Source organism: Bacillus sp. 196mf (assembly GCF_003217275.1).
Taxonomy (GTDB): domain Bacteria; phylum Bacillota; class Bacilli; order Bacillales; family Bacillaceae_G; genus Bacillus_A; species Bacillus_A thuringiensis_S.
Genome location: NZ_QJTG01000002.1, coordinates 224,343 through 245,302, shown reverse-complemented (window position 1 = coordinate 245,302; position 20,960 = coordinate 224,343). Strand labels below are relative to the sequence as shown.

The following is a 20,960-nucleotide window of genomic DNA, read 5'->3' as shown; positions in this document are numbered from 1 at the left end:
GAGCACTTAAGATTGTAAATTCCTACAAATCTTAAGTGCTCTTTTGAAAACTTTTCTATAAATTTTTCTTATTGTCCATTATTGGCAGGAACCTCTCCTGCATTTCCACCATTATTTGGTTGTACTGTTGCAGGTGGGGTTGGAGTTCCTTGACCTCCATTATTATTCGCTGGAGGTGTCGTTCCTTGACCTCCTCCGTTATTTGCTGGAGGTGTCGTTCCTTGGCCTCCTCCATTATTCGCTGGAGGTGTCGTTCCTTGACCTCCTCCGTTATTTGCTGGAGGTGTCGTTCCTTGGCCTCCTCCGTTATTCGCTGGAGGTGTCGTTCCTTGACCATTTCCGTTATTTTGTTCATTTTGTTTCTTTTCTTCTTCTTGTTTCTTTTGCTCTTCTAGTTTCTTTTGTTCTTCTTGCTTCTTAAGTTCCTCTTGTTTCTTTTGCTCTTCTTGTTTTTTCAGTTCTTCTTGTTTCTTTAATTCTTCTTGCTTTTTCTCTTCTTCAGTTTTTTGCTGTTGATCTTGTTTTGGTTGCTCCGTTGTATCCGGTACGCTAGTATTTGGCGATGAATCACGTTTTTCACCTTTTATACGTAGCTCACTACCTTCTTGAATAACGCTACTTGGCATTTTAAAGCGTGATTTATCTGTAGCCATTTCACTCATCATTTCTTTAAAGATCAACTGTGCAATTTTCGTATTTTTACTACTAATATACTCGTCTTTACCATCTTTCATATACCCCGTCCATACTGCCATCGTATATTGCGGTGTATATCCAGCAAACCAACTATCACGAGTTGCACTTTCTGGAATTTTATATTGAGCTAATTGTTTTGATGAGTAGTTTGTCGTACCCGTTTTACCAGCTACATCTAAAGATGCTATATTTGCAGATGTACCAGTACCTGATGTAACTACAGAACGAAGCATATCTGTAATCATATATGCCGTAGAATCTGTCATAACTTGTTTTGGCTTTTGTCCAAAACTTTGTGACTTACCATCTGGATAAACAACTTTCTTAACAAAATGCGGTTTCGTATATTTACCATCATTACCAAATGCCGCATAAGCGCCCGCTATTTCAGTTGGTGATACTTCATTTGTACCAATCGCTGTTGATTCAGTCGGTGCCGCATTAAATGTAATGCCTAATTTCTCAGAGAAGTCTTTTGATTTATTAATTCCAACTTCTTTCGCAGTCTTAATTGCTGGGATATTTCGTGACTTTTCTAATGCTACACGCATTGTAATAGGTCCCATATGACTTCTATCTGAATTTCGTACTTCTTGTCCCGTTGAATACTTAAATGGAGAGTCATCAATTTGATGGTACGTGGCCCATTTTAAATATTCAATTGCAGGAGCGTAGTCGAAAATCGGCTTCATCGTTGAACCAGCTGCACGATCTAATTCAATTGCCATATTATGCCCTTTAAATACAGCTTTATTTTCTCCACGGCCACTACCTATAGCACGAACTTCTCCTGTTTTCGTATCCATAAATGTAAATGCACCTTGGAATTTATCGTTCGGATAATCAATGATATTATTATTTAAAATATTATCAGCGAGTTTCTGTGCTTTCGGATCTAACGTTGTATAAATTTCTAAACCATCAGAACCAATATTAGCATCTGGCAATTCTTTTTCTACTTCTTTCACAACTGCATCCATAAATGCAGGGTATGGCATTGTTTGTAGTTGAGTTGCAGGCTTGAGTCCCTTTTCTACGTCAACTTTTAATGCTTCTTCCATTTCCTGTTTTGTTATATATCCATGTCGATTCATTAAGTTTAGAACAACATTTCTTCTTTCTGTTGCTTTTTGAACATTTTCTTTTTTCGTTGGATCATAGTTATTCGGTGCTTTCGGTAAACCTGCCAACATCGCAACTTCTGGTAATGTTAAGTCCTTCAATTCTTTACCATAGTAGTTTTGTGCTGCTGTTGCGATCCCATATGAACGGTTTCCTAAGTTAATTTTATTTAAGTACATCTCTAATATTTCATGTTTTGAATACTGTTGTTCTAGCTTATAAGCTAAATATATTTCTTGCGCCTTACGCTTTGGTGTTTTGTCCATTGATAAGAAGTAGTTTTTAATAACTTGCTGTGTTATCGTACTTCCACCTTGAGAACCGTAATCTCCTTTAAGACTTACTAGAACAGCACGCGCAGTACCTTTAAAATCTACTCCGCTATGCTCATAAAAACGTGAATCTTCTGTCGCTAAAAATGCATTTTCTACTAATTTAGGTATTTGCTCATACGTAACATTCGTCCTTTTTTCTTTTCCATATTCATATACCAAATCCCCGTTTTTATCATAAATTTTTGAGGATAACGGATTAACAAGTTTTGCTTTCTCAAGTTTTGGTGCATCCTTAATCATTACGAAAAAGGTAGCAACCCCCGCCACTAAACCAACAATACCAAGTAATAAACAAGTAATTAAAAACTTGCGAAAGAATGATGTTTTACCTTTTGGTTTTTGTGTTTTAGAAGCTGGTTGTTTTTTCTTTTTAACTTGTCGTCGTTCCTCTCGAGAACGATAATTTTCTGACATGTTACTTTCTCCTGCCTTTCAATTCTCCCGTTGATTTACTTAAAAATATTGAGGTCACTTTCTAAAATGCATTTGATTAAGAAAGTATATTGACCTGGAGCATTCAATATTTTCCCAATTCACAGATTATAAATTTTAGAATACTTCTTATACAAACTATTTTCACTTCTATTTTTCCTAATAACGCTGCCCCTTTAAGCATAGAATGTAAAAAGTGAATTTTTAATACCTCGTATAAATAATATACCTTTTTTTCAAATGGTCAATATTTTCTTATTTATAAATCAAAGGTGAAATAAAAATAGCACAACGATATGTACTTCGTGTGAACTTCCTTATAATTACGTATAACAAACATTTAATATATTGCATATAAGTATAATACCTCTTAATTTATAAGGATTTCAACTTCACAACCTCAATATCTACAAGAAATTATTAAAAATGAAAAGTGAGGAGTTGCGTAATGATGAAGCTATCTCCCGTGATTTCAAAAAATATAGTTGCTGTTGGCTATAATCCTTTTTCTATGATTTTGCGAATCCAATTAAAGAATGGTATGTACGATTTCTTTAATGTACCAGAAAGTATTTATACTGGCCTATTACATGCACAATCTAAAAGTTATTATCATAAAACTTATATTAAAAATTCTTTCCGCCACACAAAAATTTAAACTTAACACCCACTAAAAAAAGGAGGTTAATCCTCCTTTCTTTTAAAAACATTTCACAGATGAATTATCTTCGATTCCTCTTATTAATTTCATCATATGCTTGAATTTGTTTTTTCAAACGCCGATCAGCTTTTTTATCATGCACTACAAGAATTGCATGTATAACTCCTGGCACCCAAAATATTAATGTTAATATGAAATTTATTATTGCCTGAATTGGTTTTCCACAAAATAGTACAGCAACAGGTGGAAGAAAAATTGCTAATAAATACATCATCCCTTGAAAACTCCTTATTTTGTATTTTATATATCCCTTTTCAAAACATACGTAAAGAAACCTTATGATGTTGTTGTTACATAAATTTTCATTAAGTATATATAACATCTCTTACTTTATATATTCTATCTATAGGCAAAAAAACCTACTACTATTTTAATCTTAACGTACCTATAAAATTCATGTATCTCCTTCTATTTATATAAGTATTTCAACCTTTTCATTGTTTTCTAGCCTATTTTCTTCCTCTATTGCAGTTACTCCAATTGCAGAAATTAACGTTCCTATCGCTTGTATCCAAATACCAATGAGTGCAATTATTCTCTCATCCTTCTTATCAAAAATACTATCTTCATTTTCTCTCTCATCTTTCAATACATTTGAAACACCTTGATACGCTTGTAATCCAGCACCTAAACTTTGCATGGAGTTACCTAATATAATAATTTTCTGTAGTACATTTATATCCATCAAAGCTGCTTCTACTCCTAAAAAAGCACCGATCGATTGTAAATTGTTCCCTGTAATAATAAGATAATCATTTTCTTTCGATTGTTCATTTATATTAAAATATGTTCCTATTACATTTGATATATTCCCTAATGCTAATAGCTCAATTCCTATTTGATCAAGTAATTTACTTTGATTCTCTAAGCCTATATTTTGATTTTCTCTTTTTTCTTCCCCATCATCATAATTGCTCGCAATGATTTGTAATATATACCCGAGGGCTTGTAATGAGCTTCCTACAATAACGAGATCCGATTCAACTTTCTCTTCTCCAATAAATCCTCTTGTCGTTCCAATTGCAGCTGTAAGGTTCCCACCTACTTGAAACCATGCCCCTGTAACTTTTAAACCGCTTGGATTCATTTTTATCACCTATTTAAATATTTTCTAAACCTTTCAAAATAAAGTGAAACTTTAATCAGTGGGGTTTTCTTCATCCCCCTCCTAAATTCTTTGCTTTCGCTGAATTTTGAGGTAGGGGTCTTACTAATCGGCAAATAGCGGAATAAATAAATTCCACCCTTAATCTTTTATTTTATTTTTTAAATGTAATTTTGTGAATGATATAATGTGCTACTAATATAAAAAGCACCTTAAAGGTGCTTTTTATATGCATGCTGGGCATGTCAGTGAATCTCCATTTTTATCTATTGTTATATTCAATATATATTGAGTTGCTTTATGTGACCAAGTTTCAGGTGTAGGTGATTCATTTATATATTGTGGCGCACATGACTTCAGCATTGGAGTACTAATACTCCCTCCAGGATCTAAAGCAACTACAGCCATGCCATGAGGTAATTCCAGTGCCATAGATTTAGTGATACCTTCAATTGCAAATTTTGAGGCACAATATGGCGCAAGCTCAGCTTCACCTTCTCTCCCCCAACTAGAACTCATATTAATGATAATTCCTTCTTTCCTAGCTACCATTGCGGGAACAAACGCTCTTATTACATTTACTACACCATTCACGTTTACATTCATTACATTTTCGAATTCTTGAGCCGTAATTTTCCAAAGTTGTGCATTTTGATTTACAATCGATGCATTATTTATTATCATATCGGGAGCCGTATGTCTATTAAGTATATAATTTGCCCAGTTGTTAACTTGCTGAGAATCTGAAACATCAATTACTTGAAAATCATGTATTTTACTGTACTGTTTTTTTAGTTCTTCAATTTTATCTTTTGAACGTCCACAACCATATATGTTCCACCCTAATTCATCAAATCGGTCAACCATCGCACGTCCTAACCCTTGTGTCACACCTGTAATAATTACAGATTTACCAATTTCTTTTCTCTGCATTTCTCTCATCCTCCTTCCCTATATCTTACTCTCTTCATTTTTATTCAGCCATTTACTATAGTATCAACTCAACTCATACTTTAGTAATGGTTTTGATATTGCATACATAAATAAAAAAAGTAACCATCATGGTTACTTTTTGCTATATATCTAAAAATTCATTGTTTATTTCATTATCGTTTTTACATTTCAACTTCTCTTTTCCACATTTTTCACACTGGTAAATATAAACTACACCTAATGTATCTTTTTTAAAATCCTCATTATCCTGCATCTTAATAAAAATATATTTATGTTTACAATGCGATTCACCCAAATAATTTTCAAACCACTTTTTCAACACAACACATTCCACCTTTATGATAGAACCTTTATTTAGCTGCCTTATTACATACTTTTATTTAAATATTCAATCTCATATTGCAATTTTTTAAATTGCTCAAAATGCATGGTAATAGATTGGCTACTACCATAATCAACATTTTGTTTCACTAATATAACACCCGTATCATGAAAAAGCGCTTCAAGTTCTTTCCTAATAGACACTTTCGCAATATGAGCTGTTTTAATTGCAGATAAAATTGCAATTTCATTAAACTTTAATTTTATTTCATTTGGACAAAATGCGTCTTCAACTAATATAACTTCATTACTATAAATTAGTGCAACAAGATTACTTGATTTGGCATCTGTTAAATCAACTTTTTTCATAATATCTTTCATTACATTTTGCCTCCTTTATTTTCGTATATATCAATTATACAAATTTTTTAAAAAAATTACTCAACTTTATTATATTAATTTTAACACACTTTTATTGAAATCCATGCTCCAAACGTTTTACTATTCCACAATTTTTATTATATGAACCATCTGGACTATAACTCCATATAGTAATGTTAACAACTTATTATAAAGCAGGTGAAAATTATGCCATCAGTTGTAGGGAATTTAGTTGTACAAAATAGTAATGGTTCATTTAACTTAGGTGATTTCTACAACGTTTCTCCAAAAGAAAATACGAAAGCTTATAATGGCTCTGGCGCATCAAACGTTGGTTTTGTTGTTAATACTTTTAGCGGTGTTAGCGCGACCAATACATTTGATTCTGACCTTGCAGATCAAAACCAAGTGGGTACAGCCTAATCTTATGTTCAACTTTTAGTATAGAAAATCTTAATTTGTCTATACTATAATCAGGCTGTTTGACAGCTCTTGTTGATTTTGGAGTACCCTATCTTTTTCTCCCTTTCCCTGGGGCTCAGCAGCTAGCACGAAGCTAGCTGCTTTTTCTTGTATTATTTGTCTCATAAATCAGAAATAAAAGAAGCTGCCATTTAATATTCAGCTTCTTTTACGTTATTTCAATAATATCCATAGCGTTAAATACGTAAGTTTTATAAAAGGCGTCTGTACAAATTACAATTTGTTTTACCGGATTGATATGTACAACAGTCATGTAGTTTGTTAGTATGTAACCATCTTCAAAATATGTTACCAATATTTCTTTCTCAGACAGTAATGACGTTAATAATTTATCAGAAATTCTCTCTTTTGCTTCGTTTGTTAAAAGCGGTTTTTGTACTTTTAATTTCTCTCCAATACTCTTTCTCATATTTAAAAGTTGTTCGGATATTACTGTAAACGGAACCCACTCTCTTTCTTCCTTTTGTATCTTTACATCGTTCATTTTTATCTCCTTGATCATTTATACATTTATTTAGCCATACTATCCCTTAGTTATTTTTAATACGCACTAAACTCGGATTTACTTCTAAACTATAATTAGGTTACCTCTCAAAAGAACATTCGTTCTTATTATACACGAACTTACGTTCTTTTGAGAAGAGCCATACTTATTATTTTTTAACAAAAAACATAATTTTATTTATCTCCATACTTTTTTCCTTTATCAAATAAACTTCTCATTTCTTATGTAAAATGCATATAACAACTAAAAGGCGACTTCACACAAAGTGAAATCGCCTTTTCTTAAAAAATATTTCAATGTTTATTTTTCTATCCTAACTAATGTTCTTTCTGGAATACATAATTCATCTATATTAAAATGATTTATTTTTAATTTCAATTCCCCTACTCGTTCCTTATCTTCATCACCAACCCAACAACTGAATAATTCGAAATAGTCTCCATCTTCCAAATAACCTTCCATAATCTTGCATAAAGTTAAAAGTTTTTCTTTCGCTTCTTTTTTTTCCTTTACGTTTTGCCACTCGACAAGTTCAATTCCCCAACTAGTTGAAACCTCATATATGTAATTTTTTTGGAATTGATACTCTTGTACCATTTCAAGCATACTTTCCTCTGCAAAACATGATCCAAAAACAATTACATCATTAGAATCGGGCTCCGTTAACGGAATTTCTACATTACAGCCTATGTAACTTGCTAAACTCATTTTATACTCCTCCAATATTCGTATAAAAAATACTTCATAGTATATTTATTTACTTAAATATAAAATCCCTGCCTAAACAAAAAAGTTTTAAATTTTTTCGTTTATTAACCATCTATAACTGAACACATATACTATGATGAACGAACTCACAAAGCATAAGAAAAGAGAGCATTTACAACACTCTCTTTTCTTACATACTCTATGAAACTTTACAAAACTGAATCAGTGATTTTTATTATTATATTTCATTACATATACTTAGGTTGTACTATTATATGTAACTCTCTCTCTGTATCCGCTTTTTTCGGATGACGAAAATAATTAAGTTCGTACTTTAACACTTTATACTCAACAATCCCGATTTTAATCCCTTTCGTTTCTTTTAATATAGCTAATAAATCACTTACATTTTCATCATATGACTCAAAAATTTTCGCGCCGCCCTCTCCTTGAAAGATTACTTTCATATATTCTCCCCACCTTAATTTATTGATGTGGTAAATGACGCGTTTAATACGATTCATTATTTATCCTAAAATTTTCACACCAAAAAGAACATCCTTTCCATTCGAATGCTCAGCTTTTTACTAATTATCCATATTAAATATTTATTCAAAAACATTATATGTATTATTTTTTAAATTATGTTCGATATCCATTATTTCCCATTGTAATTCTTAATATTTAAATGTAATATTGTATTGTCTTACTATCTATTTATAACTCACACACTAATTAGAAAAGGGAACTCTATATGAGTTCCCTTTTCTAATTATGATTACAATCATTATTTCTTTTCTAGAAATTTAAATGTATCTTTAAATTCTTTATTATTCACTTTAATATCAGCATCTTTCAATAAATCATTGACTACTTGTTGTTTCCATTTACCTGTCGTATCTTGTAGTCTTTGTTGTTCTAAATCTTTACGAATTTTTTCCTTTACTTCATCAAATGGCTTCAATTCTTTTTTATCCGTCACTTTAATAATATGGTAACCGTAAGTTGTTTTAACTGGATCACTTACTTGGCCTGCATCTAATTTATACGCAGCTTCCTCAAATTCTTTCACAGTTTGTCCAGGAGCAAAACCAGATATTTCCCCGCCCTGTTCCTTTGAACCAGTATCTTCTGAATACTGTTTTGCTAAGGCAGCAAAATCTTCACCATTATTTACTTTCTCCTTTACTTCTTTAGCTGTCTTTTCATCTTTCACTAAAATGTGACTTACTTTCATTTCTGGTTTATAGTTATTTTTCACATCTTTTTCTGTGACTGTTGCTTTAATCGCTTTCTCAAATGCAATTTCTGGCTTCATTTTTTCTTTTAATTCATCTTCATTTTTCAATCCAAGTTGTTCTAAAGTTGATTTAAAGTTCTCACCCATTTTATCTTTTGCTTCTTCTACTTTCTTTTTTGCTTCCTCATCCGAAACTTTATATTTATCTAACAATGCCTTACTTAACATCATTTGATATAAAGTACTTTCTCCATATTGTTGTCTTAATTCTTTACTTAATTCTTTCTCTGTAACATTTCCTACTTTTGATGTTACTACGTTGTCTGAAGAACCACATGCAGATAATGCTAGCATCACGCATGAAATAATTGTTCCAATAAATATTTTTTTCTTTTTCAATTCAAATACCTCACTTTTATCATTATGCAAATTAACTATACACAGGCATTGTGAAAACAGTGTGTTTTCTGCATGTAATTCATTTCATATGAGTTGACTATGTATCATGCATTTCCATTTTTAAACATAAAGAGTCTTCTTACTATTATGTATAGTAAGAAGACTCTTTACATACACCTCAAAAACAATACGGCTGCTATAGTTACTTAATACTTACATGTTCTTCAGGTATCCAACTATTCTGCCCGATATCTACCGCATTTCCCACTCTACCCCACACTCGAAAAGATGTCGATCCATCTATATTTCCTTTATAATTCATACATTCAGGCTCTTCATAATAATTTACTCTGTAGCCGACAGGATATTTCGAAGTTGCATAAAACCATTTCACCTTAAAATGTTTTAAATATGCCCACTGCTTATCGTTCCCTAAACAAATCATATCTTGCTCACCGCCTCCCCAATAACCTGTTAAGATTAAATATGGAATTTTCTGAGTGAGTGCACCTGTAAATTGAGGATTCATGGGGTTCTCATATAAATTTATTCCGTATCCATCAGGATATTTCGAAACTGCAATACCAATGCCATTCGGTTGCTGTTTATACACTATGTTAGATTGATTTGCTTTGTTCGAATCTATAAACCAAGAAAGTGACTTATTTCCTACTAATCGATTCAGATCACATTTCCCAATCCCAGGAACATTCCCTGAATCCGTATATTGCCAAATATCACATGGATATGCTGGCTTATTCCCTCCATAACGAGGGATCCATACGAAATCAGCTTCAATATTACGTGCTCCAAATGATAAATACATGTGATGCCCTACATATAATCCTACTTTTTCCGCACCTAAACGGCGTAATTCATCAATAAATGCCTGTGTCCCGCCTTGCATATCTGCCATCGTTTGAACTTCTACGTCCGCCACCCAAAACTTAGCTGATTGATCACCACGATTCCAAAAATCTTGTGCCTCTTTCTTTGCATCAGCAATAGATATAAAACGGCAAAAAGCATAATTACCGAATGGGATACTATACTTTTTCATTTCACTAACATAATTTTGATACATAAAATCCACCGTATTAGAGCCATCTTGAACTCTAGCAATCACTAAATCTAGCTGAGATGCTGCAATATCCCAATTGATAGTTCCATTCCATTTTGAAATATCTACAATATAACCCATACATTCCAGCTCCTTTTTAATGTCTTATTCATAGCTTGTTTTATTGTAAGCCTTATCTCTCTAAAACTAGCTATCTATAATATAAATAAAAAGAATCGTTACTGTTTTAAAAAATATATTCTCTTTCAGAAATATTTCTATTAACTTTAACATATATACCATATAAAACATTCTCATATTTGAAATATACCCTACTATTCATTTGTTATGTAATCTCGTCCTATCAATCCAGGTATCAATCATTTTTACGGATATTAGAAAACATCCCCCTACATTATTAAATTAAAACTTCCAAACTTAACGCATGCACTAAAATAATATAATTACCACCAACAGGAATAAGCGGCCCAACTGTAACAGTTGGATCAGCACCTATTGAATTTTTTAATTCATTAAAATATGTGATCCACGGTGGCGAAAGCTGAGCTTGTACATTTTCTTCCACTATTTTATACTACCTCCTTATACAATTCTTACTAACATAATATGTAGAAAATAAAAAAATGCATTAGTTATATTAACCATTTGCGTATTTATTGATTATATTAATTAAACGTTTTATTTCGCATTCTCAATTTCCCCTTTACATCTTTAAGCAATTTTACTACTATGAAATTCTTTATTATAAGCAAATCCACTGAAGTTTCATATTATACTAATACGACTCTACATCCTTTAACTTATAATACTCAATATTAGGAGCTGATTTCATGGAAAAAAAACCTATCGTGTTCAAAATCCCACCAAATTCAAAACTAAAAGTTACATTTTTCGGTCCTTGTAACGAAGTAATTACAAATGTGTCTATAATTAATCAACTATGCACCCCTAAATGTCAAACTATCACGCAATATCCAGACTTTAAGAAATATGTGACTGAAGTACGATCGCTATCCCGTTGTTAGTCCGCATAATGTACGATTTTCACAAATTTGTTACCTAAAATAACTGAGAAAGAAAATAAATGCATTCCTAAACTAAAATTACACATTTTATGATATTCCATTGATAATTCATTGATTTTTTACACGTTTTTATTAAAAGAACATATATTATCGTATGGAGATTATCCACTCATAAAACCTATCTTTCTTTAGAGCGTACTTATTATGTATGCTCTTTTTTTATGCAACCGTCCCCCTTCTAAATTGACCAATAATATATTAAAATTCTTTATATACTCAAGGAGGTCAAATATGTTCAAGCTGCATCCAATACTACTCATCTTAGGATTGATTTTGTTTTTATATAGTGTAATCGCCTTTATGTTATTCTTTTCAGTGTATTAGTATTACCTTCACAAATCTATGTTCAATATATAATTTCTATATAGTAAAGAAAAAACGTAACGATACGATCTTTTATGTATTCCTTCTTTCTTGTTCTATAAGAAAACTAGTAAACTTACTAACAATGAGTTTGTACAAGCATGTTACTTATTATTCTGTTTATTATCTGAAGAAGATTGAAACCCTTACAAATTAAACTATACTTAACCTGTTTACTTATATATTTTAGAAAAACAATAATAATCCCCCACCATTTGGTAAGGGGATTAACTAAACCTACTAAAAAACATTTAATGATCTGTTTTATTTAATTGGAGAAGGAAATCTTGCCACTTCAAAGTGAACCGTATTTACACCATTAACATTTTGTACAATTACGCCAGCAATACTACTTTCTGCAAAAATTTCAACTACATCTCCTGCTTCTAATTGAAGAATAGTAGTTACGGAAACATCATTATTAAAAAATACTCCTGTTCCAAAGAAATCATTATCTATCGCTATTGCTGGATTTCCATTCACACGAATTTCTACTCTAGCTCTGTAATTCACATTAAAATCATTTGGAGAAAATGTTATATTTCCTAATACACTATATACCCCTCTAGTTTTCGGAGTGAAAATGGATGTTACTGGATTATATTCATTCGCTAGATCAAATTGTTCATTTTGAAATAATACTTTAACAGGAGTATTTGCTAGAACAGGTTGATTAACTGTATTCACAGCTCTAAATGCCGATGCCCTTACAAGCTCCTCTTTCTTATCATCACAACACTTCACCTTTACATACTTCCTATCACATTTACTACTTTTCCTATAACAATCATGACTTTCCTTTTTGTAATCTTTACAATACTTACAGTAATAATAAGACATAGTTAGTCCCCCTTTACACTTATTTTTACATAGTATGCTATATAGATTAGAATAGCTTGGACGACCTGTTACTATTTTTAATAGAGTAAAAAACCCTCACCATTTCGGTGAGGGTTTACCTTTAAGCTTCTGTAAACTCATTGTTTAATGACTTTATTTAATTGGAGAAGGAAATCTAGCTGCTTCAAAATGTGCACCATCTTCTAAAGGACTTAAAACTCCATCTATACTACTTTGTGCATAAATCTCAACTTCATCCCCTGCATTCAATTGAACAATCGTCGAAACACTTACTACATTTCCAAAACTTATTGGACCAAAAAAGTCATTATCTATAGCTATCGCTGCGTTTCCATTCACACGAATTTCTACACGCGCTCTATAATTTAAAGTTGGATCGTTTGGAAAGAAACCAATCGTTCCAATAATAGAATATACTCCTTTAGTCTTCGGCATAAAAATAGATGTTGCTGGATTATACTCATTCGCTAAATCAAATTGTTCATTTTGAAATAACACTTTCACAAAAGTATTAGCAGGAACATTTTGATTTACTGTATTTCTAGCTCTAAATGCGGATGCTCTAACAAGATTGTCCTTGTTATCATGGCACTTACTAGTGTTCTTACAACAATCATGATGCTTCTTTTTATACTCCTTACAATACTTACAGTAGTAATAACAAGACATACTAATTCCCCTTTCAAACTTATTACTACATATTATGTAAGATTGATTTATAAGGTTTGGACTAGCTATTTTTATTATTCATAAGGGCGCTATTAACCTGCACCCTTATTTATATACACCACTTCATTCCTTACTAGTTATAAGTTGTATACAGTTCCATATGGAATAGTAAGAAAAGAACTTCCGTACGGTGTAACATGATGTACTGGGTAAAAATACTCTACGGATGAATAATACGGTTGTACACCTTGCTGCTGCATTTGCAATTGTTGTTGCATTTGCAATGCTTGTTGAATAGCTTGGACTGTACTTTGTGCTCCACTATACGTTATAGATGTACCATACGCTGGTCGCATACCAGTTTCAGAATTAAAATATGAATAAAACATGATTTTCAGCTCCCTTCCCGTATAAGTTATTACAAATTATATTATGATTCTTTATTTCAGTGGGTACTATAAAGGTAGTCCACTCGCTTATATTCAAATAACAAAATAAAAAAGTAGCTGCTAGACTACTTTGACTCCTTCTTATTACCAAATGAAATGATATACATATTCTCCTGTTACACGCTCATTAATTCCCGCAACCCTGACGAACCTAAGTAAATCCGCCCCTTGCAGAAAATATATCGACATCGTAACCGGTACTTGTGACCACATGAATTGAAAAAGCTCATTCACCCTCTGATTCGTCGTAATGATTAAATCATTTACAGGTCCATGATTCCATGCAGAGGTTTGAACTGAAGTGAAAGAAAGGTCTTTTCCATTAACCACTATTCTTGATACGCTTTGAGTTATGTCCACAATAATCCCCTCCAACATTACAAAAATCGGACCTTTTTTAGTTCATATTATTATAAATATTCTTAACTGCAATAAATGTTTAAGGCAAATCCCTAATAAAGTGAAACTTTAATCAGCCCTCACCAATCGGGCTTTTACGGGCATCCCGACTCCACCTAACTTCTTTGCTTCCGCTGAATTTTGAGGTGAGGATCTTACTGCCCGTTAATGCGAGATAAATTTTTTTATTCATATCCCTTAATTCCCGTTACAACCATATAATTTCTAACCTTATTCAATTTTTGTAATTAAAATAAAAAATAGCTAATTCACTACTTAAAAAGTAAAAAAAGCATCAGATTGACTAGTATGTAGATGGTTAAATGAATGTAAAATGTTTTTAAATTATCTACTCTTTTTTTAGTTTGGAAGTAACTCTCATCTCGTCCCATCTTTATACACCACTTTCTTAATCACACTGAACGCAATATTCAATTGATGAGTTTGTCATTTCGTTACCTCCAATTAACGCCTTTGTTCAATGTAGTAATTTTCTTGTATAATAAAAGTTAATTAATCTAGAAGGGACTGAATTATGCGCAGATATCAATATTTTTAATCTACCTATCATTACAACATAACGGAGGTAAAAGTATTGATTACAGAACTACACTCACAGAGATTATATTTAAGGAAAATGAAAGCATCTGATTCACTAAGTATGTTTAAAATATGGTCTGATCCTGATGTTACTAAATTCATGAATATAAGTAATTTCACTGATGAGAACCAGGCAAAAGATATGATTCAATTCCTTAACGAACTCGCTAAAAATAATAAAGCTATACGTTTTACTATTATTGAAAAAGAATCTAATCACATTATCGGTTCATGTGGCTATAATTCCTTAGATTTTGAAAACTCAAAGACTGAGATTGGCTATGATATTTCAAAAACATTTTGGGGTAAAGGATATGCACCTGAAGCAATATCCTCTTTATTAGATTATGCTTTTACACATCTAAAACTAAATCGTGTTGAAGCAAAAGTTGAACCTGCAAATGTAAATTCCATAAAAGTATTAGAAAAATTAAACTTTACTTTTGAAGGTACTCTGAGAAAGAGCGAAAAATCAGCTGGAAAGCTTATCGATTTAAATATCTATTCGAAATTAATAAGCGATTAATTTTAGTCCCTCTGCCCATACTCAATCAAAGTGTGGGCTTCTTTAATTTTTGTATAAAATTCAAAAGTTTGACACAATCCTGGAAAAAGCTTATAAAGAAAAGTGAGGTTTCGTTATTTTCACACTTAGTAGCGCAGTCATGTTACATACAATTTTATAAGTGTGAACGAACTACAAAACTAAAAAACAAATAATAAGTTTGCAACATGTTTGCAAATACGAATTTTGCATATAAATTCGTGTGATATTGAAAGGAGTTTTACTTATGAAAGAAATTAAAACAGAACAAGAATTCAAAGACATCATCGCAAGCGAGGAGCCTGTAGTTGTTAAGTTCTTTACTACATGGTGCCCAGATTGCGTACGTATGGACAACTTTATCGGAGATGTAATGGAAGAGTTCAATAAATTTGAATGGTATTCTATTAATAAAGATGAGTTTCCAAGTATCGCTGAAGAGTATCAAGTAATGGGTATTCCAAGTTTACTTGTATACCAAAATGGTGAGAAGTTAGGCCACTTACATAGTGCTAACGCAAAAACTGAAGAGCAAGTTACTGAGTTTTTAGAAGCATACTAAAATAAAAGCCCTCTGGAAAATATTTTTCAGAGGGCTTTCATCTATTTTCACACTTACCTTTTGACGTTTTTCATCGTTTAATGAATTACACCTTGTCATTATAAGAATAATACATAGTAAGAAAAGTATTCGTTTCCTCATCCATCTCCCCTCCTATCTCTTTAGTAAATAAACTCCAATTCGGTTTACACCCTGACTTTGTACTTTTCAACATATTTTTCCTTCACGAAACTTTGTTATCCCCTTCTTAAAAAGCTATAAAACGTCAACAATGTTTGTATAGACCCACACGACTTTCGTTTGATACTCTATTTATAGAAAGAATTCCTTTAAAGAAAGGTGAGTGATTAAAATGGATACTCTTTCTCATAAAGAAGCTGATAAAGGTGCTATTGTCAGCATTATGGCCTACATATTTTTATCCTCTATGAAAATCATCATCAGTTATATTACCCTCTCTAGTGCATTACGTGCTGACGGTTTAAATAACTTAACGGATATCGGTGCTTCTTTAGCGATATTAATTGGTCTAAAAATATCTCGTAAACCTCGTGACCCAGATCATCCGTATGGGCATTCGCGGGCCGAACAAATCGCATCACTTGTTGCGTCCTTCATTATGGCAACAGTCGGATTAGAAGTTGTTATTAGTGCCATTCAATCTTTCTTAAATCCGAAACAAGCAGCACCTAATGTACTCGCTGCATGGGTTGCTCTATTTTCTGCTGTCGTTATGTACTGCGTGTATTTGTATACGAAAAAAATTGCAGCACGAACAAAAAGTAAATCATTAGAAGCCGCTGCAAAGGATAATTTATCAGATGCACTCGTAAGTATTGGTACTGTAGTAGGTATTGTCGGTTCTCAGTTCCAAATGCCTATTTTAGACCCTATTGCCGCTTTAATTGTCGGTCTTATTATTTGTAAAACTGCATGGGAGATTTTCGTAGAATCTTCTCATATGCTAACAGATGGAATTGATCCTGATAAAATGGAGGAATACGCTGATGCTATTGAACATATTGGCGGTGTGGAAAACATTGTAGATATTCGAGCTCGTATGTACGGGAATCAAACGTACGTTGATATTACAATTGAAGTAGATGCTCGTATGGATGTTGGAGAAAGTCACTGTATTACTGACAATATCGAGGCTATGCTTCGCAAAAAGTTTGGAATTTACCATGCACACATTCATGTTGAGCCAATGAAAAAAGAACCTATTATGACATAGGTTCTTTTTTTATGAACGTTTTATGAAATATAACACATAAAACGAGCCAGCTACCGCCAGCTGCCCATCCTGCTAATACGTCAGATGGATAGTGCACGCCAAGATATATTCGGCTAACTGAAATAGATAATACAACAAAGCTTGCTATAAGAATAATTAATAATTTTTTATGCAATGAAATACGATCTTCAGTAATTGTGACGTATGCAATAAATCCTAAAAAAGCAGTAGCATTCATCGTATGACCGCTCGGAAAACTATATCCAGTTGCAGTAACAAGCTGCGTGACATCAGGTCTTGCTCGTTCGTACCATAGTTTAAGCATACTGTTTAAATAACGAGATCCGTAGTAATTAATTGTTAGAAGTAACGCACTAAGCAACTTTTTTCTAACGAGAAAATACATTACAAGAATAATGAGTAATGGAAAATATATTCTTTTTGAACCGATAAAAGACACCCAAGTAAAATAGGTCGTCAAATAATCGTTTCGAAAGCTTTGAATAAAATGTGCGACTATATTGTCAAAATTCTCAATACAAGCGGTATGATACGAAAGTGATAATACGACAAAACAAATGAGTAACGTAAAACTTAGCAAGTATAAATGTCGATATCGTTTCACATACATAACCTCACTATGCAAAAAAATGGAGCGGTTGTTTTAGTTTTCCTCTCCATTTCTTTTTTATGCATAGTTTATTAAAAAATATAATTATTAATTTTTTGCTTCATCTCAGGGATATCTTCTCTTGTTACGGTAAAACGAATCACCTTCTCATCAAGATCAAGCGCCTCAGCGAATAATCCAGCTAAACCACGGGATTTTCTATCTACTTCCATAATAATTTCTAGTCGGTCGTATGCACGTGGCAAGATTAATAATTCTAATTCATCTAATTTCCCATAATGCTCTCCAGAAACCGGAATAAACTCAAATTCTTGTGCGAATGGAACTTGCTTACGTAATCGATGCGGTAATTCTTCACATTCTATATGACGTGCTTTAAACCCTAATTCATTTACACTATCTAAAACACTACTTAATAATGCATTGGGTAACACTTGAACGTAGTCGCGGTCACTTGGGTCTATACTACGTTTAATATCAAGACCTGTATGAATCCAAACCGTTTTCATACCAAGTGTAAGTGGTGCTTCAATTGGCATTGGAAAAGAAAATGGAATTTCAACTTTTTCATTCGGTTCTACAGAAAAAGGTTCTGTTAAGCGTACTCGCTCTAAATCATATGTTGCTGTTACTTTTTTATCATCCACTTCTCGTACATACGACGTCGATAATGTTAAGTAAATGCTTTCAATTTGTTGGCTAACTGAACCTCCAGTTATATGAACCTTTCCAACTATTTCTTCCCCAACAATATACTCATCTTTTTCAAGAACAGTATCTACCTTTGCACTTCCAATACCAACGCTTGCTAAAAACTTTTGAAACATGGAGTCTCCATCCTTTCTAAAGCAGAAGCTACATCTTGTTTTAAATCTTGTACATTCTCATAGTACGGCGTTTTTATTTGTAACATTCGCATAAGCATTTCGCGATTATAATTTTCCAAAGTTAATTCTTCGTACCATGGTTTTTCCTGTTTTTCATTAGATTCATATCCTGCATATAATAAAAATAATGAGAAATGACCGAGCGCATAAAAGTCGCTACGAAATTGAACTTCTCGCATCAAAGCTTGTTCACCTTCGTAAGTTGTAGCTCGCTCATCATCCTCACCTTTCCATTTAGCTAATCCAAAATCAATAATACTAATTTGATTTTCTTTCATTAATATGTTTGGAATGCGTAAATCTCGGTGAATAATGCCTTCACTATGAAACACCGATACAATTTCTAATATTTCATATAAAATCTCAAAAACTTCACGTTCTGTATATACATACTCATCTATGAAAATATAATCTTCAAAATTTTTACCAGGCATGTACTCCATCACAAAGAAGCTCTTTTTCTCCCATATGAAATGATCATATAGACTAGGAATTGCATGATAATTTAATGTTTGTAAAATCATTTTCTCTTGTTCAAATGATTTTCTACCAGACTCATATCTTTGTTTACTTTGTCTTAATTGTTTTAAGACTTTATATCTATTTATTTGCAAATCATTAACAACATATGTAACCCCATAACTGCCCATTCCAATTACTGATTCAATTTTATAACGCTCTGCAACAATTGTATTTTTTCGCAGTGGTCTATCAAATAATGCTAGTACACGACGCCATTTCATCAGCTACTTGAAAAGAAGCTACGGCTTTTACGTTTTCTTTTATAATGTTGATGTCCATAACCAGATGAACGTCGTTTATAATCGCTACTTGAATACGAGCGCCCTCTACGACGATAATCACTACTTGAATACGAATGATATTTTTTCTTTCCTAATAAAGAATCAATAATTTTTTTGAACATTACTTCACCTCTTGAGTAAAATTTCCTTTTCATTATACCAATAATTATTGACTATATTTGTGACAGGTTTGTAAAGAGTAAAAAACGACGAGTTATGCCCGTCGTTACTTTCATTCATCCTCTTCATCAAAAACTTCATCAATCATGCATTTCTCTAATAAATACTCAAATGTAATATCTGCGAGATCTTCAATTTCTTCTCGTTTTGGGACGTACCCTCTTTCAATTAGTTGCTCATAAAAAAACTCCGCAATCTCTTCCGTATCAATCACGACTTCAATTTCCTTCATGAGCATCACTCCTTTATTTCTGTTTTATGAAAAAATCTCAAAATTATGTATATGAGATTAGAAAAATAGATTTTATTTTTTTATAGGTCATAAGCTTTGGACGAGATGCATACGATTGTAGTACAAGCTATTCAAAGGGGGAAATAATAATGGAAAATCAATATGAAGTAGGACAAACAAAAGAAGAGTTCATGCATGAAGATCAATGGGCAGACTCTCTTATAAAGTGGCTTTTTATTTTTTTAATAGTTGTAGGCATACCTTATACTGCATATGTTGTTGTTCAATTTATTCTCTCTTTCTAGTTAACTATTTTTTCTCTGTCAATTTAACTAAATAATTATGAACAACATCCATTACAATTTTATATTCTTCATCTTTAAATGTATCGAACAATAATTGATAATCGTTATAAATATCAAGTAATCCATCAATGATTTCTTGACGATTCGTCTTAACACTCACTTTTTTCGAGTTGTTAATTGACTTTAACTTTCCTAAATCCAATTTATTCATACCTGCTTTATCTTGTTTCAGTTTCTTCAAAATTGCATTTGCCGTTTGAGCATTTGCAAGTAACGTTAAATCTGACTCATCCGCTTCTAACCATTCACCATCCGTAATCCGTGACAATTCATAAATTGTATCTTCCCATGCGTCATTCTTATATCTCCATACTTCTGTACGAAAACCAACAATACGGAAAACATCTTTATCATATCCAGTTACTTGCACAAGATCACCAAACGTGAAATTATAATTTAATTCAATCCACTCCGTATCGCCCTTTTTCATATCTTGCTCTGTAACGTGCTGCAATGTTTGCTCTACGTAAAATCCATCATGATTATTGACTTCGTATACATAAACTCCATCTAAAACCTTCATATTTGTGATTTTCCCAACGGTTCCATATAGCGTAATCACGACTATGTCCCCTACGTTGTATTTAGGTTGTTTTTTTCTTGCCATCTCTAT

29 protein-coding genes and 1 pseudogene are annotated in these 20,960 nt (G+C 32.4%); 7 read left to right on the top strand and 23 right to left on the bottom strand.

The annotated features are described in order from the left end of the window. Positions 1 to 68 precede the first annotated feature (68 nt). Complete coding sequence (locus ATL10_RS05530) at positions 69 to 2,567, bottom strand: transglycosylase domain-containing protein (protein WP_025118549.1); 2,499 nt, start codon at positions 2,565 to 2,567, stop codon at positions 69 to 71. Between the two features lie 466 nt (positions 2,568 to 3,033). Here ATL10_RS05530 and ATL10_RS05525 point away from each other — a divergent pair, with 466 nt between their 5' ends. Next, positions 3,034 to 3,243, top strand: a complete 210-nt coding sequence (locus ATL10_RS05525) for a KTSC domain-containing protein (RefSeq protein WP_000977080.1) — start codon at positions 3,034 to 3,036, stop codon at positions 3,241 to 3,243. A gap of 64 nt (positions 3,244 to 3,307) precedes the next feature. On the opposite strand, the gene ATL10_RS05520 is transcribed toward ATL10_RS05525, so the two are convergent. From ATL10_RS05520 to ATL10_RS05500, 5 genes are all read right to left on the bottom strand, one after another. Further along, positions 3,308 to 3,520, bottom strand: coding sequence for a YqaE/Pmp3 family membrane protein (locus ATL10_RS05520; protein ID WP_000990219.1), 213 nt, complete (start codon positions 3,518 to 3,520; stop codon positions 3,308 to 3,310). Between the two features lie 198 nt (positions 3,521 to 3,718). Continuing rightward, positions 3,719 to 4,393 carry a DUF6944 family repetitive protein gene (locus ATL10_RS05515; protein WP_098235643.1) on the bottom strand — a complete coding sequence of 225 codons (675 nt, stop codon included), beginning with the start codon at positions 4,391 to 4,393 and terminating at the stop codon, positions 3,719 to 3,721. A gap of 243 nt (positions 4,394 to 4,636) precedes the next feature. Continuing rightward, positions 4,637 to 5,344 (bottom strand): SDR family oxidoreductase, encoded by a 708-nt coding sequence (locus ATL10_RS05510; protein WP_001189038.1) that lies wholly within the window; start codon positions 5,342 to 5,344, stop codon positions 4,637 to 4,639. Between the two features lie 142 nt (positions 5,345 to 5,486). Beyond that, a complete protein-coding gene (locus ATL10_RS05505; RefSeq protein WP_000915134.1) occupies positions 5,487 to 5,687 on the bottom strand; it encodes a hypothetical protein in 201 nt (66 codons plus the stop codon). Between the two features lie 44 nt (positions 5,688 to 5,731). Further along, on the bottom strand, positions 5,732 to 6,067 hold the full coding sequence (locus ATL10_RS05500) for a hypothetical protein (protein ID WP_000651909.1): 336 nt from the start codon (positions 6,065 to 6,067) through the stop codon (positions 5,732 to 5,734). Positions 6,068 to 6,274: 207 nt separating this feature from the next. Between ATL10_RS05500 and gerPF the strand changes: the two genes are divergently transcribed. Next, the gene (gerPF, locus tag ATL10_RS05495) at positions 6,275 to 6,490 is read left to right on the top strand and encodes a spore germination protein GerPF (RefSeq protein WP_001141569.1); all 216 of its coding nucleotides are present in this window, start codon (positions 6,275 to 6,277) and stop codon (positions 6,488 to 6,490) included. Positions 6,491 to 6,698: 208 nt separating this feature from the next. On the opposite strand, the gene ATL10_RS05490 is transcribed toward gerPF, so the two are convergent. From ATL10_RS05490 to ATL10_RS31105, 6 genes are all read right to left on the bottom strand, one after another. Further along, positions 6,699 to 7,034 carry a YolD-like family protein gene (locus ATL10_RS05490; protein ID WP_110496551.1) on the bottom strand — a complete coding sequence of 112 codons (336 nt, stop codon included), beginning with the start codon at positions 7,032 to 7,034 and terminating at the stop codon, positions 6,699 to 6,701. A gap of 321 nt (positions 7,035 to 7,355) precedes the next feature. Further along, a complete protein-coding gene (locus ATL10_RS05485; protein ID WP_061660149.1) occupies positions 7,356 to 7,763 on the bottom strand; it encodes a hypothetical protein in 408 nt (135 codons plus the stop codon). Between the two features lie 248 nt (positions 7,764 to 8,011). Next, on the bottom strand, positions 8,012 to 8,230 hold the full coding sequence (locus ATL10_RS05480) for a hypothetical protein (protein WP_000864277.1): 219 nt from the start codon (positions 8,228 to 8,230) through the stop codon (positions 8,012 to 8,014). Positions 8,231 to 8,550: 320 nt separating this feature from the next. Beyond that, positions 8,551 to 9,402, bottom strand: a complete 852-nt coding sequence (locus ATL10_RS05475; RefSeq protein ID WP_000727353.1) for a peptidylprolyl isomerase PrsA — start codon at positions 9,400 to 9,402, stop codon at positions 8,551 to 8,553. Between the two features lie 202 nt (positions 9,403 to 9,604). After that, the gene (locus ATL10_RS05470; RefSeq protein WP_000540668.1) at positions 9,605 to 10,603 is read right to left on the bottom strand and encodes a glycoside hydrolase family 25 protein; all 999 of its coding nucleotides are present in this window, start codon (positions 10,601 to 10,603) and stop codon (positions 9,605 to 9,607) included. Positions 10,604 to 10,880: 277 nt separating this feature from the next. Beyond that, complete coding sequence (locus tag ATL10_RS31105) at positions 10,881 to 11,048, bottom strand: hypothetical protein (protein WP_000392277.1); 168 nt, start codon at positions 11,046 to 11,048, stop codon at positions 10,881 to 10,883. 265 nt (positions 11,049 to 11,313) lie between these two features. On the opposite strand from ATL10_RS31105, the gene ATL10_RS05465 reads away from it, so the two are divergent. Beyond that, the gene (locus tag ATL10_RS05465) at positions 11,314 to 11,508 is read left to right on the top strand and encodes a hypothetical protein (RefSeq protein ID WP_000412557.1); all 195 of its coding nucleotides are present in this window, start codon (positions 11,314 to 11,316) and stop codon (positions 11,506 to 11,508) included. Between the two features lie 687 nt (positions 11,509 to 12,195). On the opposite strand, the gene ATL10_RS05455 is transcribed toward ATL10_RS05465, so the two are convergent. From ATL10_RS05455 to ATL10_RS05435, 5 genes and pseudogenes are all read right to left on the bottom strand, one after another. Next, complete coding sequence (locus ATL10_RS05455; RefSeq protein WP_000122945.1) at positions 12,196 to 12,771, bottom strand: complement C1q domain-containing protein; 576 nt, start codon at positions 12,769 to 12,771, stop codon at positions 12,196 to 12,198. A gap of 153 nt (positions 12,772 to 12,924) precedes the next feature. Then, positions 12,925 to 13,461 (bottom strand): C1q-like domain-containing protein, encoded by a 537-nt coding sequence (locus ATL10_RS05450; RefSeq protein WP_001278088.1) that lies wholly within the window; start codon positions 13,459 to 13,461, stop codon positions 12,925 to 12,927. Positions 13,462 to 13,598: 137 nt separating this feature from the next. Beyond that, positions 13,599 to 13,850, bottom strand: coding sequence for a DUF3947 family protein (locus tag ATL10_RS05445; RefSeq protein WP_000500095.1), 252 nt, complete (start codon positions 13,848 to 13,850; stop codon positions 13,599 to 13,601). Between the two features lie 144 nt (positions 13,851 to 13,994). Continuing rightward, complete coding sequence (locus ATL10_RS05440; protein ID WP_130813707.1) at positions 13,995 to 14,270, bottom strand: hypothetical protein; 276 nt, start codon at positions 14,268 to 14,270, stop codon at positions 13,995 to 13,997. Between the two features lie 320 nt (positions 14,271 to 14,590). Continuing rightward, a pseudogene (locus ATL10_RS05435) lies at positions 14,591 to 14,701 on the bottom strand (2TM domain-containing protein); the annotation flags it as partial. A gap of 203 nt (positions 14,702 to 14,904) precedes the next feature. Here ATL10_RS05435 and ATL10_RS05430 point away from each other — a divergent pair. From ATL10_RS05430 to ATL10_RS05420, 3 genes are all read left to right on the top strand, one after another. Beyond that, positions 14,905 to 15,435, top strand: coding sequence for a GNAT family N-acetyltransferase (locus tag ATL10_RS05430; protein ID WP_046392668.1), 531 nt, complete (start codon positions 14,905 to 14,907; stop codon positions 15,433 to 15,435). A 265-nt stretch (positions 15,436 to 15,700) separates the two neighbouring features. Then, positions 15,701 to 16,015, top strand: coding sequence for a thioredoxin family protein (locus ATL10_RS05425; RefSeq protein ID WP_000658787.1), 315 nt, complete (start codon positions 15,701 to 15,703; stop codon positions 16,013 to 16,015). Between the two features lie 352 nt (positions 16,016 to 16,367). Next, the gene (locus ATL10_RS05420; RefSeq protein ID WP_000380385.1) at positions 16,368 to 17,249 is read left to right on the top strand and encodes a cation diffusion facilitator family transporter; all 882 of its coding nucleotides are present in this window, start codon (positions 16,368 to 16,370) and stop codon (positions 17,247 to 17,249) included. Here the strand turns inward: ATL10_RS05420 and ATL10_RS05415 are convergent. The 5 genes from ATL10_RS05415 to ATL10_RS05395 form a co-directional block, all read right to left on the bottom strand. Continuing rightward, positions 17,239 to 17,874, bottom strand: coding sequence for a phosphatase PAP2 family protein (locus ATL10_RS05415; protein ID WP_000833369.1), 636 nt, complete (start codon positions 17,872 to 17,874; stop codon positions 17,239 to 17,241). The genes ATL10_RS05420 and ATL10_RS05415 overlap by 11 nt on opposite strands. Before the next feature lie 77 nt (positions 17,875 to 17,951). Next, positions 17,952 to 18,707: a sporulation protein gene (locus ATL10_RS05410; RefSeq protein WP_000486625.1), complete on the bottom strand. Its 756-nt coding sequence runs from the start codon at positions 18,705 to 18,707 to the stop codon at positions 17,952 to 17,954. Further along, complete coding sequence (locus ATL10_RS05405; RefSeq protein WP_086392386.1) at positions 18,689 to 19,510, bottom strand: serine/threonine protein kinase; 822 nt, start codon at positions 19,508 to 19,510, stop codon at positions 18,689 to 18,691. Before ATL10_RS05405 ends, ATL10_RS05410 begins: the two co-directional genes overlap by 19 nt. After that, entirely contained in the window at positions 19,510 to 19,692 is a 183-nt protein-coding gene (locus ATL10_RS05400) for a hypothetical protein (RefSeq protein ID WP_071714344.1), read from the bottom strand. The genes ATL10_RS05405 and ATL10_RS05400 overlap by 1 nt, the downstream gene beginning before the upstream one ends. Positions 19,693 to 19,802: 110 nt before the next feature. Continuing rightward, positions 19,803 to 19,982 carry a YozD family protein gene (locus ATL10_RS05395; protein ID WP_000658451.1) on the bottom strand — a complete coding sequence of 60 codons (180 nt, stop codon included), beginning with the start codon at positions 19,980 to 19,982 and terminating at the stop codon, positions 19,803 to 19,805. A gap of 149 nt (positions 19,983 to 20,131) precedes the next feature. On the opposite strand from ATL10_RS05395, the gene ATL10_RS05390 reads away from it, so the two are divergent. After that, positions 20,132 to 20,287 carry a DUF3930 family protein gene (locus tag ATL10_RS05390; protein ID WP_000431486.1) on the top strand — a complete coding sequence of 52 codons (156 nt, stop codon included), beginning with the start codon at positions 20,132 to 20,134 and terminating at the stop codon, positions 20,285 to 20,287. 4 nt (positions 20,288 to 20,291) lie between these two features. Here ATL10_RS05390 and ATL10_RS05385 read toward each other — a convergent pair whose 3' ends face one another. Then, positions 20,292 to 20,954, bottom strand: coding sequence for a hypothetical protein (locus ATL10_RS05385; protein ID WP_000101498.1), 663 nt, complete (start codon positions 20,952 to 20,954; stop codon positions 20,292 to 20,294). Positions 20,955 to 20,960: the final 6 nt, after the last annotated feature.